17 protein-coding genes are annotated in these 16,642 nt (G+C 55.1%); 9 read left to right on the top strand and 8 right to left on the bottom strand.

The window, feature by feature from the left end:
• The first annotated feature begins 60 nt into the window (after positions 1-60).
• Positions 61-489: a GlcG/HbpS family heme-binding protein gene (locus tag WA429_RS09685; RefSeq protein WP_008891292.1), complete on the top strand. Its 429-nt coding sequence runs from the start codon at positions 61-63 to the stop codon at positions 487-489.
• A gap of 33 nt (positions 490-522) precedes the next feature.
• On the opposite strand, the gene WA429_RS09680 is transcribed toward WA429_RS09685, so the two are convergent.
• The 3 genes from WA429_RS09680 to WA429_RS09670 all read right to left on the bottom strand — a co-directional run bounded on the left by WA429_RS09680 (position 523) and on the right by WA429_RS09670 (position 2,316).
• Positions 523-1,263 carry a TlyA family RNA methyltransferase gene (locus WA429_RS09680; protein WP_287465877.1) on the bottom strand — a complete coding sequence of 247 codons (741 nt, stop codon included), beginning with the start codon at positions 1,261-1,263 and terminating at the stop codon, positions 523-525.
• 96 nt (positions 1,264-1,359) lie between these two features.
• Positions 1,360-2,037 carry a GntR family transcriptional regulator gene (locus WA429_RS09675; protein WP_068518189.1) on the bottom strand — a complete coding sequence of 226 codons (678 nt, stop codon included), beginning with the start codon at positions 2,035-2,037 and terminating at the stop codon, positions 1,360-1,362.
• Positions 2,038-2,091: 54 nt separating this feature from the next.
• Positions 2,092-2,316 carry a hypothetical protein gene (locus tag WA429_RS09670; RefSeq protein ID WP_147250602.1) on the bottom strand — a complete coding sequence of 75 codons (225 nt, stop codon included), beginning with the start codon at positions 2,314-2,316 and terminating at the stop codon, positions 2,092-2,094.
• A 39-nt stretch (positions 2,317-2,355) separates the two neighbouring features.
• Between WA429_RS09670 and dctP the strand changes: the two genes are divergently transcribed.
• From dctP to WA429_RS09635, 7 genes are all read left to right on the top strand, one after another.
• Complete coding sequence (dctP, locus tag WA429_RS09665; RefSeq protein WP_068518292.1) at positions 2,356-3,363, top strand: TRAP transporter substrate-binding protein DctP; 1,008 nt, start codon at positions 2,356-2,358, stop codon at positions 3,361-3,363.
• A 103-nt stretch (positions 3,364-3,466) separates the two neighbouring features.
• Complete coding sequence (locus WA429_RS09660) at positions 3,467-4,156, top strand: TRAP transporter small permease (RefSeq protein WP_287465876.1); 690 nt, start codon at positions 3,467-3,469, stop codon at positions 4,154-4,156.
• 12 nt (positions 4,157-4,168) lie between these two features.
• Positions 4,169-5,485 (top strand): TRAP transporter large permease, encoded by a 1,317-nt coding sequence (locus tag WA429_RS09655; RefSeq protein ID WP_068518190.1) that lies wholly within the window; start codon positions 4,169-4,171, stop codon positions 5,483-5,485.
• A complete protein-coding gene (locus tag WA429_RS09650) occupies positions 5,485-6,801 on the top strand; it encodes a malonyl-CoA decarboxylase (RefSeq protein ID WP_114112649.1) in 1,317 nt (438 codons plus the stop codon). The genes WA429_RS09655 and WA429_RS09650 overlap by 1 nt, the downstream gene beginning before the upstream one ends.
• 12 nt (positions 6,802-6,813) lie before the next feature.
• On the top strand, positions 6,814-8,340 hold the full coding sequence (locus WA429_RS09645; protein WP_228195849.1) for a malonate--CoA ligase: 1,527 nt from the start codon (positions 6,814-6,816) through the stop codon (positions 8,338-8,340).
• 281 nt (positions 8,341-8,621) lie between these two features.
• Positions 8,622-9,323, top strand: coding sequence for a YkgJ family cysteine cluster protein (locus WA429_RS09640; RefSeq protein WP_287465874.1), 702 nt, complete (start codon positions 8,622-8,624; stop codon positions 9,321-9,323).
• Positions 9,324-9,446: 123 nt separating this feature from the next.
• Complete coding sequence (locus WA429_RS09635; RefSeq protein ID WP_287465873.1) at positions 9,447-10,229, top strand: SDR family oxidoreductase; 783 nt, start codon at positions 9,447-9,449, stop codon at positions 10,227-10,229.
• Between the two features lie 91 nt (positions 10,230-10,320).
• Here WA429_RS09635 and dxs read toward each other — a convergent pair whose 3' ends face one another.
• The 5 genes from dxs to WA429_RS09610 form a co-directional block, all read right to left on the bottom strand.
• Positions 10,321-12,240 carry a 1-deoxy-D-xylulose-5-phosphate synthase gene (dxs, locus tag WA429_RS09630; RefSeq protein WP_287465872.1) on the bottom strand — a complete coding sequence of 640 codons (1,920 nt, stop codon included), beginning with the start codon at positions 12,238-12,240 and terminating at the stop codon, positions 10,321-10,323.
• 101 nt (positions 12,241-12,341) lie between these two features.
• Positions 12,342-13,310 (bottom strand): alpha/beta hydrolase family protein, encoded by a 969-nt coding sequence (locus WA429_RS09625; protein ID WP_287465871.1) that lies wholly within the window; start codon positions 13,308-13,310, stop codon positions 12,342-12,344.
• Between the two features lie 26 nt (positions 13,311-13,336).
• Complete coding sequence (locus WA429_RS09620) at positions 13,337-14,233, bottom strand: polyprenyl synthetase family protein (protein ID WP_287465870.1); 897 nt, start codon at positions 14,231-14,233, stop codon at positions 13,337-13,339.
• A gap of 9 nt (positions 14,234-14,242) precedes the next feature.
• Positions 14,243-14,506 (bottom strand): exodeoxyribonuclease VII small subunit, encoded by a 264-nt coding sequence (locus WA429_RS09615; protein ID WP_068518196.1) that lies wholly within the window; start codon positions 14,504-14,506, stop codon positions 14,243-14,245.
• 112 nt (positions 14,507-14,618) lie between these two features.
• On the bottom strand, positions 14,619-15,548 hold the full coding sequence (locus WA429_RS09610) for a histone deacetylase family protein (protein ID WP_287465869.1): 930 nt from the start codon (positions 15,546-15,548) through the stop codon (positions 14,619-14,621).
• A 680-nt stretch (positions 15,549-16,228) separates the two neighbouring features.
• Here WA429_RS09610 and WA429_RS09605 point away from each other — a divergent pair.
• Positions 16,229-16,546 (top strand): ArsR/SmtB family transcription factor, encoded by a 318-nt coding sequence (locus WA429_RS09605; protein WP_068518198.1) that lies wholly within the window; start codon positions 16,229-16,231, stop codon positions 16,544-16,546.
• Positions 16,547-16,642 lie beyond the last annotated feature (96 nt).

Raw genomic sequence — 16,642 nt, 5'->3', positions numbered from 1 at the left:
TCGGCTTTTGCGCCACCACATAAGATGCGCCAGCTTATTTCAAATCCCCGGAGACGTTCCATGCTGACCATCAAACGCCTGTCAATCGAAGACGCCTATATCCTGATTGAAGGCGCACGCAATCGCGCCAATGAAATCGGCGTTCCGATGTGCATTGCCATCACCGATGAATCCGGCGTCCTTATCGCTTTTGAGCGCATGGATGGCGGCAAGGTCACCAGCACCACCATCGCCCAGGACAAATCATTCACCGCATCGGGCGCACGCAAGGGCACGCATGAATATGCCGCCGCCGCACAGCCGGGCAAACCGGCCTATGGCATTGACAGTGAAATCGGCGGCCGCCTGTCGATTGTCGCCGGCGGTCTTCCGGTATTTGTTGATGGTGAATGCGTGGGTGGCATCGGCGTCAGTTCCGGCACCCCGCCCCAGGATCAGGATTGCGCACAGGCCGGCATTGATTTCTTCATGAAGAAAATCGGCAAATAACGACACGGTCACAGGTTGGAAATTGGCCTGACTTCAGGCCGGTTTCCGCCCGCAAATCAAAAACTCGACATTGCCTTCCGGCCCGGTGATCGGGCTTTTGGTGATACCCAGCACTTCCCAGCCGGGCAAGTTTGACAGCCAGTCGGAAATGGTGTCACAGACTTCCTGATGCAGTTCGGGTTCGCGGACGACGCCTTTTTTGCCGACGCGTTCCTTGCCGACTTCAAATTGCGGCTTGATCAGCGCAATCAGATGCCCGCCGGGTTTCAGGCGTTCCATGCTTGCCGGAAGCACGGTACGCAATCCGATGAAGCTGGCATCGCACACCACGATATCAACAAGATCGGGAATTTGTTCATCGGTAAGATGACGGGCATTGGTCTTTTCCATGACCACGACACGATCGTCATTGCGCAGCTTCCAGTCAAGCTGCCCCTGCCCGACATCGACGGCATAAACCTTTGCCGCACCGTTTTGCAGCAAGACATCGGTAAAGCCACCGGTTGATGCCCCGACATCAATGCCGATAAAACCGGTCACATCAATCCCGAATTCGGCCAAGCCTTTTTCAAGCTTGAGCCCGCCGCGTGAAACCCACGGATGAGGTTGTCCACGCAGGGTGATCGCCATGTCTTCCTTGCACTGCATGCCCGGCTTATCAAGCCGCTGCTCGCCGCTAAAGACATTTCCTGCCATGATAAATGCCTGTGCCTTGGACCGGCTTTCCACCAATCCGCGTTCCACAAGCAACTGATCTAAACGTTTCTTTGCCATGGCTGCGTTTTAGCGCACCGGGACAAAAAGGTCACGCCCAATCACAGGCAAGTTTGCCCGCCGAACCAGCAGTTTTTGAAAGTCGTGGATAAGACGTCAGCTCGCCAGCGGCTCAAGATATCCGCGCGGGACGATCGCCAAAAGATCGTTCAGGGCCTCGCCCTGAACCGCAACATGCTGTTGCATCAGTTTGCCGGCAATATCGGCCTCGCCATTTGAAATGGCGCTCAGGATATCGGCATGTTCGTTGTTGGATTTTTTAACGCGCCCCGGGCGATGAAGCTGCAAACGGCGATACGGCGCCAGCCGGTTGCGGACATTTTTGGTCTGGCGTTCAAGGAAACTGTTGCGGCACCCGGCATAGATCGCTTCGTGGAAACGCACATTGGCCTCGTAATAGGCATCAGCATCGGCATGTTCCTGAAGCGCACTGCATTCATCGGCCAGTGCGATCAAGTTATCGATATCGACACGTGGCATCCGACGCGCGGCAAGGCGGGCACACATGGCTTCGAGTTCTGCCATGACTTCGAACATTTCAATCAGTTCGGCAACCGTGATCGACGCAACAATGGTTCCGCGACGGGGCATGGTGGCAACAAGCCCGGATCCGGCCAAAGTCTGGAGCGCTTCGCGAACCGGGGTGCGTGAAACACCGAACCGTTCGCTCAGGGAACGTTCGTCAAGCTTGTCACCGGGTTTAAGAACACCGGTCACAATATCGCGTTCAAGTTTCTGCACCAGATCGGTGGCAAGCTTACCGTTTTGCGCCATAAAACGCCCTTTTCTACAATCGGCCACTGGTATACCAGAACACATAAAATGGTACTAATCAAAGCCTTTTCTGTGCTGCTGCGCAGGGTTTTCATATTGCATTGCAAAAGTTGAATGGGAAATTTCCGCGATTTTCAAGCAAACACTCACAGGCGGGTTTGTGGCACTGCAAAACGCATCTCTGGTATACAAAATTGCATAGACAGGATGCCAGAAATCTGTAACGCTTTCCTCCAATGCGAAAACCGCATCAATAAAAAGACGCGCAAAAGCCGTCACAATGCATCCAAAAACGCATGCTTCATCCGGGAGGAAAAGATGAAGATTTTTAAAAAGACCCTTTCGGCGTCTGTCGCCGCCATCACCATGTCTGTTGCCGCTTTTGGCATGTCCGCATCTGCTGATGCGGAAACCCTGAAACTGTCGCACCAGTGGTCGACCAGCGACATCCGTCACAAGGTTGCACAGATTGTTGCCGACGAAGTCAAAGCGGCCAATGTGGATCTGGAAATCCAGATCTTCCCGTCCGGCTCCCTGTTCAAGGCGAAGGAACAGTGGACCCCGATGACCCGCGGGCAGCTTGACATGATTGTTTACCCGCTGGCGTATGCCGGTGGTCGTGTTCCGGCAACCAACCTTACCCTGATGCCGGCACTGGTCAAAAACCATGACCATGCAAACCGTATCAACGAATCCCCGTTCATGGCTAAAATCGAAGAGCTCCTGAACGAGGACGGTGTTGTCACCGTTGCCAAGGGCTGGCTTGCTGGCGGCTTTGCATCGACCAAAGGCTGCATTCACAAGCCTGAAGACGTAAAAGGCCTTCAGATCCGCGCTGCCGGTAAATCGTTCGAGCAGATGCTTGAAGGTGCTGGCGCCTCGATCGCTGCAATGCCGAGCTCGGAAATCTATCCGGCCATGCAGACCGGCGTTCTTGACGCAACCAACACCAGCTCGTCGAGCTTCGTTTCCTATCGTATCTACGAACAGGTCAAATGCTACACCCCGGCTGCCGGCAATGCGCTGTGGTTCATGTATCAGCCGGTTCTGATGTCGAAGAAAAGCTATGACAAGCTGAATGACGCGCAGAAAGCAGCCCTGGCTGCTGCTGCGAAGAAAGCAGAAGAATACTACACCACCGAAGGCCGCAAGCAGGATTCGGACAGCATCCAGGTCTTCAAGGATGCCGGTGTTGAAATCGCCGAACTCAGCGATGAAGATTTCGCAGCATGGCAGAAACTGGCCATGGAAACTTCTTACAAGAAGTTCGTCGAAGAGACCCCGAATGGTCAGGAACTTCTGGATATGGCACTTGCTGTAAAGTGATCCATACCTGATGTGCTGGTGGTGCCGACATGTTCGGCACCACCCCATTTCCCAAAGAATACAAATAAACAGAACAATACGGTTCCGTCAGAGGAGTACGCGCGTGTCCAACGCCATGTCCCCGCACCCACTTCCGATTGATCTGCCCGATGATTTCGCGCAGACCCAAAGTGCGTCGCATTCCGTTAAGTCCGATATGCCGCCCCCGCCTGATGTCGAGCCGATCGACGACCACCACGCAAAGGCAGCCCGCCACCCGATGCCGCCCAAGGGGCCGCTTGATGCCTTTGTTGCCGTGATCCACACCGCATCTCGGATCTGCGGCATCGTATCGGCAACCATGTTCGGGGTTGCCATGCTGATCATTTGCCAGCTGGTGTTCATTCGTTATGCGCTTAATGACTCCACTGTCTGGCAGACCGAGGCGGTCATTTTCCTGATGATTGGCGCAACCCTGATCGGCCTGCCTTATGTGCAGTTGCTGCGCGGGCACGTGAATGTGGATTTGCTGCCGCTCTATCTTAAAAGCGGCGCGCGCATGACGCTTGCAGTCCTCACCCTGTTGTGTGGCATGGCGATCAGTGCACTGTTTGGCTTCTATGGTCTTGAGCTTGTACTTGAAGCCTATGACGGCGGCTGGCTGTCTGAAACCATCTGGGCGGTTCCGCTGTGGAAGCCCTATTCGGCATTGCCGATCGGTTTCGGTCTTCTGTTCCTGCAGTTCCTGGCCGACTTCCTGACCCTTATCACCCGCCGGTCGACACCGTTCGACCTGCGTGACGACGCCCTTTAAGGAGGCCGCATCATGGATCCGTTGCTTCTTGCGGCCATCGTTGGCATCGCAACCACAGTTGTTCTTTTCTCCGGTATTCCGGTTGGTATCGGCCTGCTTCTGGTCAGTGTCGGTTTCATCATCATCTTTGATGGCACCGGTTCGCTGCCGCTTTTGCCGGAAATCCTGTTTGGCAAACTTGAAAGCTTTGAAGTTCTTGCCATCCCGATGTTCATCCTGATGGGGGCGGTTGTTGCGTCCTCACGTGCAGGGGGTGATCTTTATTCCGTTCTTGATCGCTGGTTGACGCGTGTGCCGGGGGGTTTGGTTATTTCCAACCTGGGGGCATGTGCGATTTTCTCTGCACTGTCGGGGTCTTCCCCGGCGACCTGTGCTGCGATCGGAAAAATGGGCATTCCGGCAATGCGCGAACGCGGCTTTCCTGACACGGTTGCCGCCGGATCGATTGCTGCGGGTGGTACGCTTGGCATTCTGATCCCGCCAAGTGTCACCATGATCGTGTATGGCATTTCGACCGAAACCTCGATTGGTCGTCTTTTCCTTGCCGGTCTTTTGCCGGGTCTTCTGGTCACCGCCCTGTTCATGGCATGGTCGCTTTATTCGACCTGGCGTCAGGGCAATGCCCAGGCTGCACTTGGCGTCGTCAAGTACAGCTGGAAGGAAAAGTTTGAAATCCTTCCGCGTGTTCTGCCCTTCCTTGTGATCATCGGTGCGGTTCTGTTTGCGCTGTATGGCGGTGTCGCGACCCCGTCCGAAACGGCTGGTGTCGGGGCATTGTTCTGCCTGATCACCGCGATGATCATTTACAAGATGTGGAAACCCGGCCAGCTTTGGAATGTCTTCCGCGACACCACCAAAGAATCGGTGATGATCCTTCTGATCATCGGGGCGGCGGGTCTGTTCAGCTATATGCTGTCATCCCTGTTCATTACCCAGTCGATTGCACAGTGGATTTCCGCACTTGAGGTCAACCGCTGGGTTCTGATGGGCTTCATCAACCTGTTCCTGCTGATCAGCGGTTTCTTCCTGCCGCCGGTTGCCGTGATCCTGATGAGCGCCCCGATCCTGCTGCCTGTGATCATCAATGCCGGTTTTGACCCGTACTGGTTCGCCGTCATTCTTACGATCAACATGGAAATCGGCCTGATCACCCCGCCGGTCGGACTGAACCTGTATGTCATCAATGGCATTGCACCCGACATCCGCCTGCAAAGCATTCTTAAGGGCGCCTTCCCTTATGTGATGTGCATGATCGTGGCCATTATCATTCTTTGCTTCTTCCCTGAAATCGCCACCTGGCTTCCAGAAACGATAATCGGAGGACGCTAATGTCAGGCATCTCTGTCAGAAGCTGGATTTCAAGCATCGCCGACCGTGGGCGTGAACTGCTTGATCTGCCAATTTCCACCCCGCAGGATTCCTTCACGCAACTCGGTGCCATGTGCAAAGACCTTGTTTCGCAAAAGGGCGAAGCACGTGGCACCGCCGTTGCCCGCGAAGTGGTCCGGCTTTGGGAAAACCTGCCAGAAGAAGATCATCTGCGCTTTTTCCAAATGATGCAGAACGACTTCAGCGCAGACCGCACCAAAGTTTCAAAAGCGGCCGACGCCTTTGCCAAGGACCCGTCAGAAACCAATCTGGCGGCCCTGACCCAGGCATCGGAACCCGCACGTCAGGAACTTCTGCGCCGCATCAATATGGCACCGGGGGGCACCCGCGCCATTGTCGATATGCGTGAAACCCTGATCGGTCTTTTGAAAACCAACCGCGATCTGGAACCGCTGAATGCCGATATGCAGCACCTGCTGACCAGTTGGTTTAACCGCGGCTTCCTTGAACTGCGTCATATTGACTGGGATACATCGGCTGCCATCCTTGAAAAACTGATCCGTTACGAAGCGGTACATGAAATTCAGGGCTGGGATGATCTGCGTCGTCGTCTGGCAACCGATCGCAAATGCTTTGCTTTCTTCCATCCGGCGATCCCCGATGATCCGCTGATCTTTGTCGAGGTCGCCCTTGTCCATGGGCTGGCCGACAGTGTTCAGGCTCTTCTGGCGCCGGAAATCGATGAAAAGGCTCCCGAAACCGCCAAGACCGCGATCTTCTATTCGATCAGCAACTGTCAGGCGGGGCTCAAGGGGATTTCATTTGGCAACTTCCTGATCAAACAGGTTGTCGAAGAACTGAAACGTGAATTCCCGCAGCTCAAGCAATTTGCCACCCTGTCGCCCATTCCGGGCTTCATGGGCTGGTTGCGGACGCGCCAGAAAAGCAAGGCCGATGATGCTGATCTTGCCGGTCAGGTTCTTGAAGGCCTTAGTCAGGATGGCTGGATCGACGATCCGGAAAAGGTCGAAGCCCTGCGCAAACCGACTGTTGCGCTGTGTGCGACCTATCTTGCGACCTGCAAACGCGGTAAATCGCCACTCGATCCCACCGCACGGTTCCATCTTGGCAATGGCGCACAGCTCGAACGGCTTAACTGGTTGGGCGACACATCAATCAAGGGCCTGCGCCAGGCGGGCGGCATGATGGTCAATTATGCCTACCACCTTGACGATATTGAGAAAAATCACGAAGCGCTGATGAATGACGGAAAAATCGCAACATCGAAATCCGTCGCACAGCTTGCCGGCATTTAAGTAGGTATGACCATGTCCGATAATCTTTTTCAAACCTTTCTCGACCGTTTCCCGGCAGACAAATCGCGTACGTTCCTGATCGAACGCGATGGCACCGAACGCAGTTTCGCCTGGCTGCTGGACCGCACCGGTCGTTATGCCGCGGTGCTGGCATCCCATGGCGTGGTCAAGGGTGACCGCGTTGCCGCACAGGTCGACAAATCATCAGACGTGATCGCGCTTTACCTTGCTTGTCTGCAACTTGGTGCCATTCACCTGCCGCTCAATACCGCCTATACCGGTGACGAGATCGCCTATTTCCTTGGCGATGCCGCACCGCGCGTCTTTGTCTGCCGCCCGGCACATATCGATGCAGCCCGGACCCTTGGCGCGCAAAACAATGTTGGCGCGGTTCTGTCGCTTGGCGCCAACGGTGACGGCAGCCTGAATGACGAGGCCGCAACAGCCACCCCGATCACCGATATTGTCAGTGCCGACAAGGATGATGTTGCAGCAATCCTTTATACCTCGGGCACGACCGGCCGGTCCAAGGGCGCGATGCTGACGCACAACAATCTGGGATCGAATGCCAAAACCCTGCATGCGGCATGGGGCTTCAAGCCCGGTGATACGCTGCTGCATGCTTTGCCGCTGTTCCATACCCATGGCCTGTTCGTTGCCATCAACATCATGCTGATGAATGGTGGCAAGGTGATCCTGCTTCCGAAATTCGATGCCGATGATGTGATCGAACGTTTGCCGCAATCAACCGTTCTGATGGGGGTTCCGACCTTCTATACTCGCCTTCTGTCACATCCGCAGTTTGACAAGGATGTTACCGCTAACATGCGGTTGTTTGTATCGGGTTCCGCACCGCTTCTGGCCGAAACCCATGACGCGTTCTTTGAACGTACCGGGCACAAAATCCTTGAACGTTACGGCATGACCGAAACCTGCATGAACACGTCCAACCCGCTGGATGGCGAACGTCGTCCGGGTGCGGTTGGCCCGACGCTGCCGGGGATCGAAGCCCGTGTATGCGACAAGGATGGCAATGTCCTTGGCGCCGGTGAAATCGGCGTTCTTGAAGTGCGTGGCCCGAATGTGTTCAAGGGCTACTGGCAGATGCCGGAAAAAACCGCATCCGAATTCCGCACTGATGGCTTCTTTATCACCGGTGACCTCGCCACCATTGGCGAAGACGGCTATGTCACCATTGTCGGTCGTGACAAGGATCTGATCATTTCGGGCGGCTTCAACGTCTATCCGAAGGAAGTCGAAGAAGTCATCGCCGAATATGACGAAGTCGAAGAAGTCGCAATCTTCGGCCTGCCCCATCCCGACTTTGGCGAAGCCGTTGCCGGTGTCATCGTGGCTGCAAATGGCAGTCAGGCCGACACCGACGAAATCATCAAACGCACCCAGGACAAGCTTGCGAAATTCAAGGTTCCCAAGCGCATCTGGGTGATCAAGGAACTGCCGCGCAACACCATGGGAAAAATCCAGAAAGCCCAGCTGCGCAAGCAATATGCCGATACCTTTACCTCCCCAGCTGCATGATGCGATGTAGTCTGTATCTCCCGCTGTCCTGACGGGCAGCACCCAAAGGGTCTTTGACCCAACCTTCCTTCCGGTCAGAGCCGATCTGGCCGGAATTTTTTTGCCTGAATGCAATTGTCCCCATCCCGCCTGGGCCCGCTCGGGCCCTATCCATGGTTGATCGTTTCCTTTTGTTATCAGCTTGTTAGGAATTGGAACGCAAAGATGCTAAATTAGACAAACAAACAACAACCAAAATGCTGGCACGTTTTCATGTGCCAATCAGGAAGTCGCTGGGATCAATGGCAGAACTTGATGAGGCCATAGACACAATAGCAGACAGCATCGCCCAGACCGGCGCGCTGACATTTGAAGCATCGCGCCGCTATGACGAGATGTTCCAGACATTTCGTCGCGTGCTTGAAGATGCCCTTGATGCGCAGCCAACCATGACGGATGCCGCGCGCGTTGCAATGTCGATGGTTGACACCGCATCACGTGCCATCCAGTCAAACTTCCCCAATCCCCAACATCGCGATTGCTGCGATCAATGCAGCGCCTGCTGCAACCTGTTTGTCAGCGTCCCGCCCGGGGTCACCAGCCTGATTGCCGACTATATCCGCAAAACATTCACCCCCGAACAACAGGCTGACCTGTTGCAACGGCTGGTGAATGCTGCCGCAACCATTGAACAATCAACCACAACGGCCGAAGTACGGGTGCGTTGCCCGCTTCTTGGGGATGACAATCGCTGCACGATTTATGAAATCCGCCCGCTTTCATGTCGGGCCTTTACATCCTCGGATGCGCGCAAATGCCACAGGATGGTGTTCGGAACAGCCGAAGAACGTACCACCACCATTGATCAGGACCCGGGCCATTATCGGTTGCATATCGAAGCAACCGACGCCCTGCAACAGGCCGCGGCCCGGCGTAACCTGAACCCGCGCCAGAAGGGCTTTGTCCATGCGCTGCTTGATCAGCTGTCCCCGGCCGCAACGTAAACTGGACCGTGATCAATCGATCAATCCGGCGGGCATGGCATTGCAATTGACGAAAAATATGCCCATTTTCCGCGTTCCGGCCCATCCGGCCACCTGAATTCATCCAACAGATACGGAGCAAATATGAACAACGCGTCTGATCAACCGGTTGCTTTTGTAACCGGTGCCGCACAGGGTTTGGGTCTTGGCATTTCAAAACACCTTCTTGATGCGGGCTGGCGGGTCACCTTGTTTGATCAGGACGCCGACGCCGGGCAGGAAGCATTCGATGGCCTTTCCCCCGCCCATCAGGATCGCGCGCTATTTATTGCCGGTGACGTCGCCAATGAAGCCGACGTCAAACTTGCCATTCAGCAAACCGTCGACCGGTTTGGCCGGATTGATGGTCTGGTCAATAATGCCGGCATTGCCGATCCCCATTCGGGCCGTATCGAAGACCTTGAATGGAATCGCTGGCAGCGGGTGATCAATGTCAATCTTGGCGGTGCCTTCCTTGCGGCCAAACACGCGGTTCAACATCTGCGCCCGGTCAAAGGAGCGATTGTCAATATCGCCTCGACCCGCGCGTTTCAATCAGAAGCCAACACAGAATCCTATGCCGCGTCAAAGGGGGGCATTGTTGCACTTACCCATGCGCTTGCGGTCAGTCTTGGCGGTGATGTGCGGGTCAATGCAATTGCCCCGGGCTGGATCGAAGTCGGTGACTGGCAGAAATCGGACAAACGCACCACACCATCCCACAGTGACATCGACAAATCGCAACATCCGGTCGGGCGTGTCGGCACACCAGAAGACATCGCACAGGCGGTAAGCTTCCTTCTGGACCGCACCAAATCCGGCTTCATGACCGGCGAAACCATCCGCATTGACGGCGGGATGACCCACAAGATGATTTATGCCGACTGACACCGACTGACGCCAACTGACAATGCAAAACGCCGCCCCGGGGGCGGCGTTCTGTTTTAATACTGCGGGCTGGTATTTCGGCCAAATCCGATCAGGCGCGCGCCTTGCTTTCGCTAAGGCCAAGGGCACCAAGGGCCGTCTTGACGATGCTTTGCGCATCAAGACCGGCTTTCTGATACTGGATTTCCGGTTTGTCATGATCAATCAGTGCATCGGGCAATGCCATGGTGCGGATCTTGAGCCCGTTATCGAGCAATCCCTGCCCGGCCATATGCTGAAGAACCATGGCGCCAAAGCCATTGATCGATCCTTCTTCGATGGTGATCAGCACTTCGTGATTGCGTGCAAGATCGGCAATCAACTGATGATCAAGCGGCTTGGCAAAACGGGCATCGGCAACCGTCGCCGGAAGGCCGCGCGCGGCAAGGTCTTCTGCGGCCAAAAGCGCCTCGGCCAAACGGGTGCCATAAGACAGAATGGCGATCTTGCTTCCTTCGCGCAGGATACGGCCCTTGCCGATTTCAAGAACCTGTCCTTCGGTCGGCATTTCAACGCCAACACCTTCGCCACGCGGATAACGGAACGCGCTGGGGCGATCATCAATCGCCCAGGCAGTCGTGGTCATATGCACCAGTTCCGCCTCGTCCGCCGCCGCCATCAAAACGAAGTTCGGCAGGCAACCTAGGAAGGCAATATCATATGCCCCGGCATGGGTCGCGCCATCGGCCCCGACCAGACCGGCACGGTCCATGGCAAAGCGGACCGGAAGGTTCTGGATCGCGACATCATGGACAACCTGGTCATAGCCACGCTGAAGGAAGGTCGAATAAAGCGTGCAAAACGGTTTGTAGCCTTCGCACGCCATACCGGCGGCAAAGGTCACCGCATGCTGTTCGGCAATACCGACATCAAACGCACGATCCGGGAAACGATCGGCAAAGATGTTTACCCCCGTGCCCGATGGCATGGCAGCCGTAATCGCCGTGACCTTTTCGTCCTTTTCGGCAATCTTGACCAGCGTTTCGCCATACACCTTGGTGTAACTCGGCGCATTCGGGGTCGGCTTGGCTTGTTTGCCGGTCACAACGTCAAACTTGGCAACGCCGTGATATTTGTCAGCGGCATTTTCCGCCGGGCCATAGCCCTTGCCCTTTTGGGTCACTGCATGGATCAAGATCGGTCCATCGACATCGGCATCGCGGACGTTTTTCAGAACCGGCAACAGATGATCCATGTTGTGGCCATCAATCGGCCCGACATAGAAAAAGCCCATTTCTTCAAACAGGGTGCCGCCCGTGACCATGCCACGCGTATATTCTTCAAGCTTGCGCGCCGCTTCTTCGATCTGGCGGGGCAGATGTTTGGTTAGGCCCTTGGCCGCATTGCGCAGGCCCTGATACCCTTTGCCCGAAATCAGACGCGACAGATACCCCGACATGGAGCCCACCGGCGGGGCGATCGACATGTCATTATCATTCAGGATCACAATCAAACGCTGATCGGTGGCCGCGGCATTGTTCATGGCTTCATAGGCCATGCCCGCACTCATCGAACCGTCGCCAATGACCGCAATCACGTTCTTGCGCTTGTCATTCGAAAGCTGATTGGCAACCGCCATGCCCAAGCCGGCCGAGATCGAGGTCGAGCTGTGCCCGGCCCCGAACGGGTCATATTCGGATTCAGACCGTTTGGTGAACCCCGAAAGCCCGCCGCCCTGACGGAGCGTGCGAATACGACCCCGACGCCCGGTCAGGATTTTATGGGGATAGCACTGATGCCCGACATCCCAGATCACCCGGTCATAGGGCGTATCAAACAGGTAATGGATCGCAACGGTCAGTTCGACCACACCAAGACCGGCACCAAGATGCCCGCCTGTGACAGATACCGCATCAATCACCTCGGCGCGCAATTCATCTGCGACCTGCTTCATCTGGGCAGGCTGCAATTTGCGCAGCTCGTCTGGGGTGTTAATCGTATCCAATAGCGGTGTCTTGGAGGTCGTGCTCATACCGATCTCGATTTTCAATTTTTTATATGGCGTAGATTACAACAGAGTGACGTTTCCGGGTCGATGTTGCAAGCTGCGTAAAATAGCGGGGTTCAACCGATTTAGCGACCCTGAATTTCACCGCTTTGCACCTTCTCGAAGAAACGGTGAACAACCTGTTCGACAGTGCGGTGAATGGTGTCGCGATCCTGACCGAAATCACGGCACAAATAGCTAAAGTTTTCAGCAATATACGGCGTGCATTTCGGCAGAAATGAATAATGTCCCGCCCCTTTGACCTTGATGAATTTCGCCCGGCCGCGCAACAGATTGCGAAAGTGGGTGGCATTAACATGGTCATGCAGAATTTCGTCTGTATCGGCCTCGACAAACAACATCGGCACCTTCACATCGGCCAACCCGTCATCGGTTGCCGCCACCCCGAAGGCCGGGGTTACCGCAACAATGGCCGATATCCGGGGATCGTATTCCGAAACCACCGGCGCGCCATAGGTTTGATGCAGACGATCAATATGATCATCTGTCGGGGCATGCTGGCAAATGACCTTGTCGGTTTCGCCATTCACGGTGCAGTAACTTTGCCAGGCCCGGGCATCAAAATCCCACCCTGCCAGTTTAAGCACCGTGGCACCGCCCGCCGAATGGCCAAGAGCATAGATCCTGTCATGATCAATCTGCTCGGCGATGTCATCGTGATCAAGCAACAGATCAAGCGCCAGCCGCATTTCACGCGGACGACGTTCAATGATCGTGATCTGGCGGGCATCGGATGCATCAAGGTAGTTGTCACCTTCATGCTGCGGGGCTGCAACAATATAGCCCCGCCGTGCCAGATATTCCGCCAGCCAGAACTGATTGAAACGATGGCCTTCCGAACCGTGCGAAAACATCACGATCGGAAACGGACCATCCGTGGCAAAGGCCGCATTACGCGCGGCACTTGATGCCACGCCCATATGGCGCACCGAACTTTCCGGCGCGGATGCGGGATACCAGATCGCCAGCGGAAATGGATCCTTGTCAAACAGCCGGTCGCGAAAACCGGCTGTGTATTTGGGCTGTTCAGTCATTGTGGGGCGCTTTGACGATATCGGGCTTAACGGCCGCGTTCGACAACGAAACGCGCCACCGCGCGCAGCGGTTCGGCCTCGCCGTCAAAGCAGCTCAGATGGTTGATTGCCTGATCACACAGCATGGCGGCCTGATCACGGGCCTGATCAAGGCCCAGCAATTTGACAAAGGTCGACTTGTCCTGATCAAGGTCCTTGCCCGCTGTCTTGCCGAGCTCCTCGGAACTTGCTTCGACATCAAGCAGATCATCCTTGATCTGGAACGCCAATCCCATGTCATGGGCATAGGATCGCAGCGCCATGCGAATGCTTTTTGGCGCCTTGCCAAGGATCGCACCAGCTTCGCAGGCAAAGGCAAACATGCGTCCGGTTTTCAGCAAATGAAGATGCGTGACCTGCGCCTGATCAAAGGACTGACCTTCGCCCGCCAGATCAATCATCTGCCCGCCAACCATGCCATGCGGACCAGCCGCACGGGCAAGGGCGCGGACAAGATCGGTGCAGACGCGCGGATCGGGATGGGTATCTTCGTCGGCCAGAACTTCAAACGCCTGGGTCAAAAGCGCATCACCGGCAAGGATCGCGGTTGCCTCGTCAAACTGCTTGTGGCAGCTCGGCTTGCCGCGACGCAGATCATCGTCATCCATCGCAGGCAAATCATCATGGATCAGTGAATAGCTGTGGACCATCTCGACCGCCGCCGCAACCCGAAGGGCGGACTGGCGCGATACCTTGAACAATGACGCAGAACTCAACACCAGAAACGGGCGCAGACGTTTGCCTTCGCCCAAGGTGGAATAACGCATCGCCTGAAACAGGCGTTGCTCGATCTGGCCATTGGCACGCGGCAAAATACTATCCAGCGTCTCGCCAAGATCAGCAGACGCAGCACTCAGTCCGGCAAGCAGGTCGTAACTCACCATGGCCTCCGATTACTCGATTTCAGTCGGGGTTGCCGACGGGCGGCCATCCGCATTCAAGGTGATTTTTTCGATGCGTTCTTCGGCTGCACGCAATTTGTCCGCACAATGCCGTTTCAGGGCCGCACCACGCTCATAAGATGCGATTGCGTCATCAAGCCCGACCTGTCCCTGTTCGAGCTGACGAACAAGAGTCTCAAGCTGGCCCAGCGCCTCTTCGAAGCTGAGTTTTGCGATATCCTCGGGAATGGCGGAAGATGAAGTAGCCTCGGACATGTAAGCTCCATTTCTTTGATTGGCGCGGAGTTTACGCGCAAGTCCGGATCAGGGCAACCAGACAGAATGGAATTTCGTCACGCCGAAATATTCCTGTGCAACACAGATCGCCCTATCCGGTCATCAGGGTCCGGACATGTTGCAAAACACTGTCGGCAAGGGACGGCAAATCATATCCGCCCTCCAGCAACGAGACCAGTCGCCCCTGACATTGCGCATCGGCAAGCGCCATCAATTGCCGCGTTATCCAGACAAAATCTTCCGCCTCGAAACACAGCCCGGCAAGCGGATCATTCTTGTGGGCATCGAACCCGGCCGAGATGATCAGAAGTTCCGGCTTGAAGGCGGAAATTCCGGGCAATACGGTCTGGTTAAAAGCAGCCTGCATTTCCGCAGTACCCGCCCCGGCCGTCAATCCGACATTCAGGATATTATTGGCACAGCCCCGTTCGGTCTCTGCCCCGGTTCCGGGATAAAGCGGCCACTGATGGGTCGAACAGTAAAACAGGTCCGGATCATTATAAAAAAGATCCTGGGTGCCGTTGCCGTGATGCACATCGAAATCCATCACCGCAATACGTTTAAGCCCATAGCGTTTCCGTGCGTGATGGGCGGCAACCGCCGCATTGTTGAACAAACAGAATCCCATTGCCCGGTCATATTCCGCATGATGCCCGGGGGGACGGGTTGCAACAAAGGCGTTGCTTTCATGCCCGTCAACAACCGCATCAACCGCAACGCATGCGCCGCCCGCTGCGCGCAAGGCCGCCTTGCCAGACTTCGCCGAAACATAGGTGTCCCCGTCAAGCGACCTGATCCCGGTTTCGGGAATCGTTGCCATCACCTTGTCCACATAGGCCGGATCGTGCACCGCCTTGATCAGATCGATATCGGCAAGCGGGGCTTCCTCGCGGTGCAGGAACATGAATTCCTCGGCCTCGAATACGCGCTGGATCACGCGCAGCCGATCCGCGGATTCCGGATGTCCGGGGCCGGTATCATGTTCAATGCAATCGTGATGGGTAACGAACAAAGTCGCCATCTGTCTGGGTCGCCTTCCTGATTGGATCAGTTGTCTGATCGGTCTTGCGGGTTCATGGCCAACATGTCCCGCTTTTATGCGTGATTTTGATATTATAATCGCGATACGTGACGTCCCGCTTTGTTCTAAATCAGCATATCGGGCATGGGCGCTGCAAGTCCTTTGGTCCCGGATTCCGGACTCTTTGGTTATATAACAGTGCCAAACCTGTAAAAGCGTTCACAGTTTTGCCCTTTTTTTAGTGTTATATTCTTGAAATCGGATCCATTGTTGTGCACAGAATAACAATCGAGGTTCGATGACAAATTGCCCGTAAATCGGCGCAATTTTGCCTTTAAACCCTGCGACAAGTCAGGGTAATTTGAACATGAGCTTATCGGATAAATTTCTGATATTTGGGCGAAAATCCGGAGTGACACGAAGTTTTCCAACCGATTCACATCCCGCAGAGGCACTGTTGAGAACAAACACCATCTTGACAGAAACTGCATATACTTGAGAATAAGAACGAACCAAACATTAGTGTTTGGCTGGTTCAAGAGCAACAGCCTCAAAGGTTGTAAAAGGAATGGAAAATCCGGTCACATGATCCCGTCAAAATTGTCGGAATCAAATGACAAAAAAATACGGATTTTCATTGGGACAATGGCCGCTTGCGGTCAGGCTTATAAGGAAGCCAAATGGAACTAAACCATCTAGAACAAAAGGCCCAGCAGGCGAGCACCCTGTTGAAGGCCATGAGCAATCAGAGCAGACTGCTAATCCTTTGCCAACTTAACGAAGGCGAAAAGTCCGTTGGCGAACTCGAACGTATCGTCGGGCTCAGCCAGTCCGCCCTGTCGCAGCATCTTGCACGCCTGCGTCGTGACAAACTTGTAAAAACGCGTCGCGAAGCACAGACCATCTTCTATTCGTTGCATGGTGATGAAGCACTGCGTGTTATCAAAACACTCTATGGGCTTTACTGCGATACCAGTAGCAATGCCGCTGCTGCGTGAAGATGACCAGGGTACTCCCTGTGCCGTCCTAAAATACGTTGACAGTTTTCATGGAGCCAGCGGGATCATACCGCTGGCTTTTTGATGCACGGCTTC

The sequence above is a fragment of the Thalassospira sp. CH_XMU1420-2 genome, from assembly GCF_037029325.1.
GTDB classification, from domain to species: Bacteria; Pseudomonadota; Alphaproteobacteria; order Rhodospirillales; family Thalassospiraceae; genus Thalassospira; species Thalassospira povalilytica.
Note: the sequence above shows the minus strand (reverse complement) of the source record. Positions and strands in the feature narration are given on the sequence as shown.

Coding starts and splice junctions, on each gene's coding strand:
- WA429_RS09605 (WP_068518198.1), top strand. CDS start 16,229: ATGGAACTAAACCATCTAGAACAAAAGGCCCAGCAGGCGAGCACCCTG.
- WA429_RS09685 (WP_008891292.1), top strand. CDS start 61: ATGCTGACCATCAAACGCCTGTCAATCGAAGACGCCTATATCCTGATT.
- WA429_RS09675 (WP_068518189.1), bottom strand. CDS start 2,037: ATGGCGCAAAACGGTAAGCTTGCCACCGATCTGGTGCAGAAACTTGAA.
- WA429_RS09615 (WP_068518196.1), bottom strand. CDS start 14,506: ATGTCCGAGGCTACTTCATCTTCCGCCATTCCCGAGGATATCGCAAAA.
- WA429_RS09650 (WP_114112649.1), top strand. CDS start 5,485: ATGTCAGGCATCTCTGTCAGAAGCTGGATTTCAAGCATCGCCGACCGT.
- WA429_RS09620 (WP_287465870.1), bottom strand. CDS start 14,233: ATGGTGAGTTACGACCTGCTTGCCGGACTGAGTGCTGCGTCTGCTGAT.
- WA429_RS09655 (WP_068518190.1), top strand. CDS start 4,169: ATGGATCCGTTGCTTCTTGCGGCCATCGTTGGCATCGCAACCACAGTT.
- WA429_RS09645 (WP_228195849.1), top strand. CDS start 6,814: ATGTCCGATAATCTTTTTCAAACCTTTCTCGACCGTTTCCCGGCAGAC.
- dctP (WP_068518292.1), top strand. CDS start 2,356: ATGAAGATTTTTAAAAAGACCCTTTCGGCGTCTGTCGCCGCCATCACC.
- WA429_RS09640 (WP_287465874.1), top strand. CDS start 8,622: ATGGCAGAACTTGATGAGGCCATAGACACAATAGCAGACAGCATCGCC.
- WA429_RS09610 (WP_287465869.1), bottom strand. CDS start 15,548: ATGGCGACTTTGTTCGTTACCCATCACGATTGCATTGAACATGATACC.
- WA429_RS09625 (WP_287465871.1), bottom strand. CDS start 13,310: ATGACTGAACAGCCCAAATACACAGCCGGTTTTCGCGACCGGCTGTTT.
- WA429_RS09680 (WP_287465877.1), bottom strand. CDS start 1,263: ATGGCAAAGAAACGTTTAGATCAGTTGCTTGTGGAACGCGGATTGGTG.
- dxs (WP_287465872.1), bottom strand. CDS start 12,240: ATGAGCACGACCTCCAAGACACCGCTATTGGATACGATTAACACCCCA.
- WA429_RS09635 (WP_287465873.1), top strand. CDS start 9,447: ATGAACAACGCGTCTGATCAACCGGTTGCTTTTGTAACCGGTGCCGCA.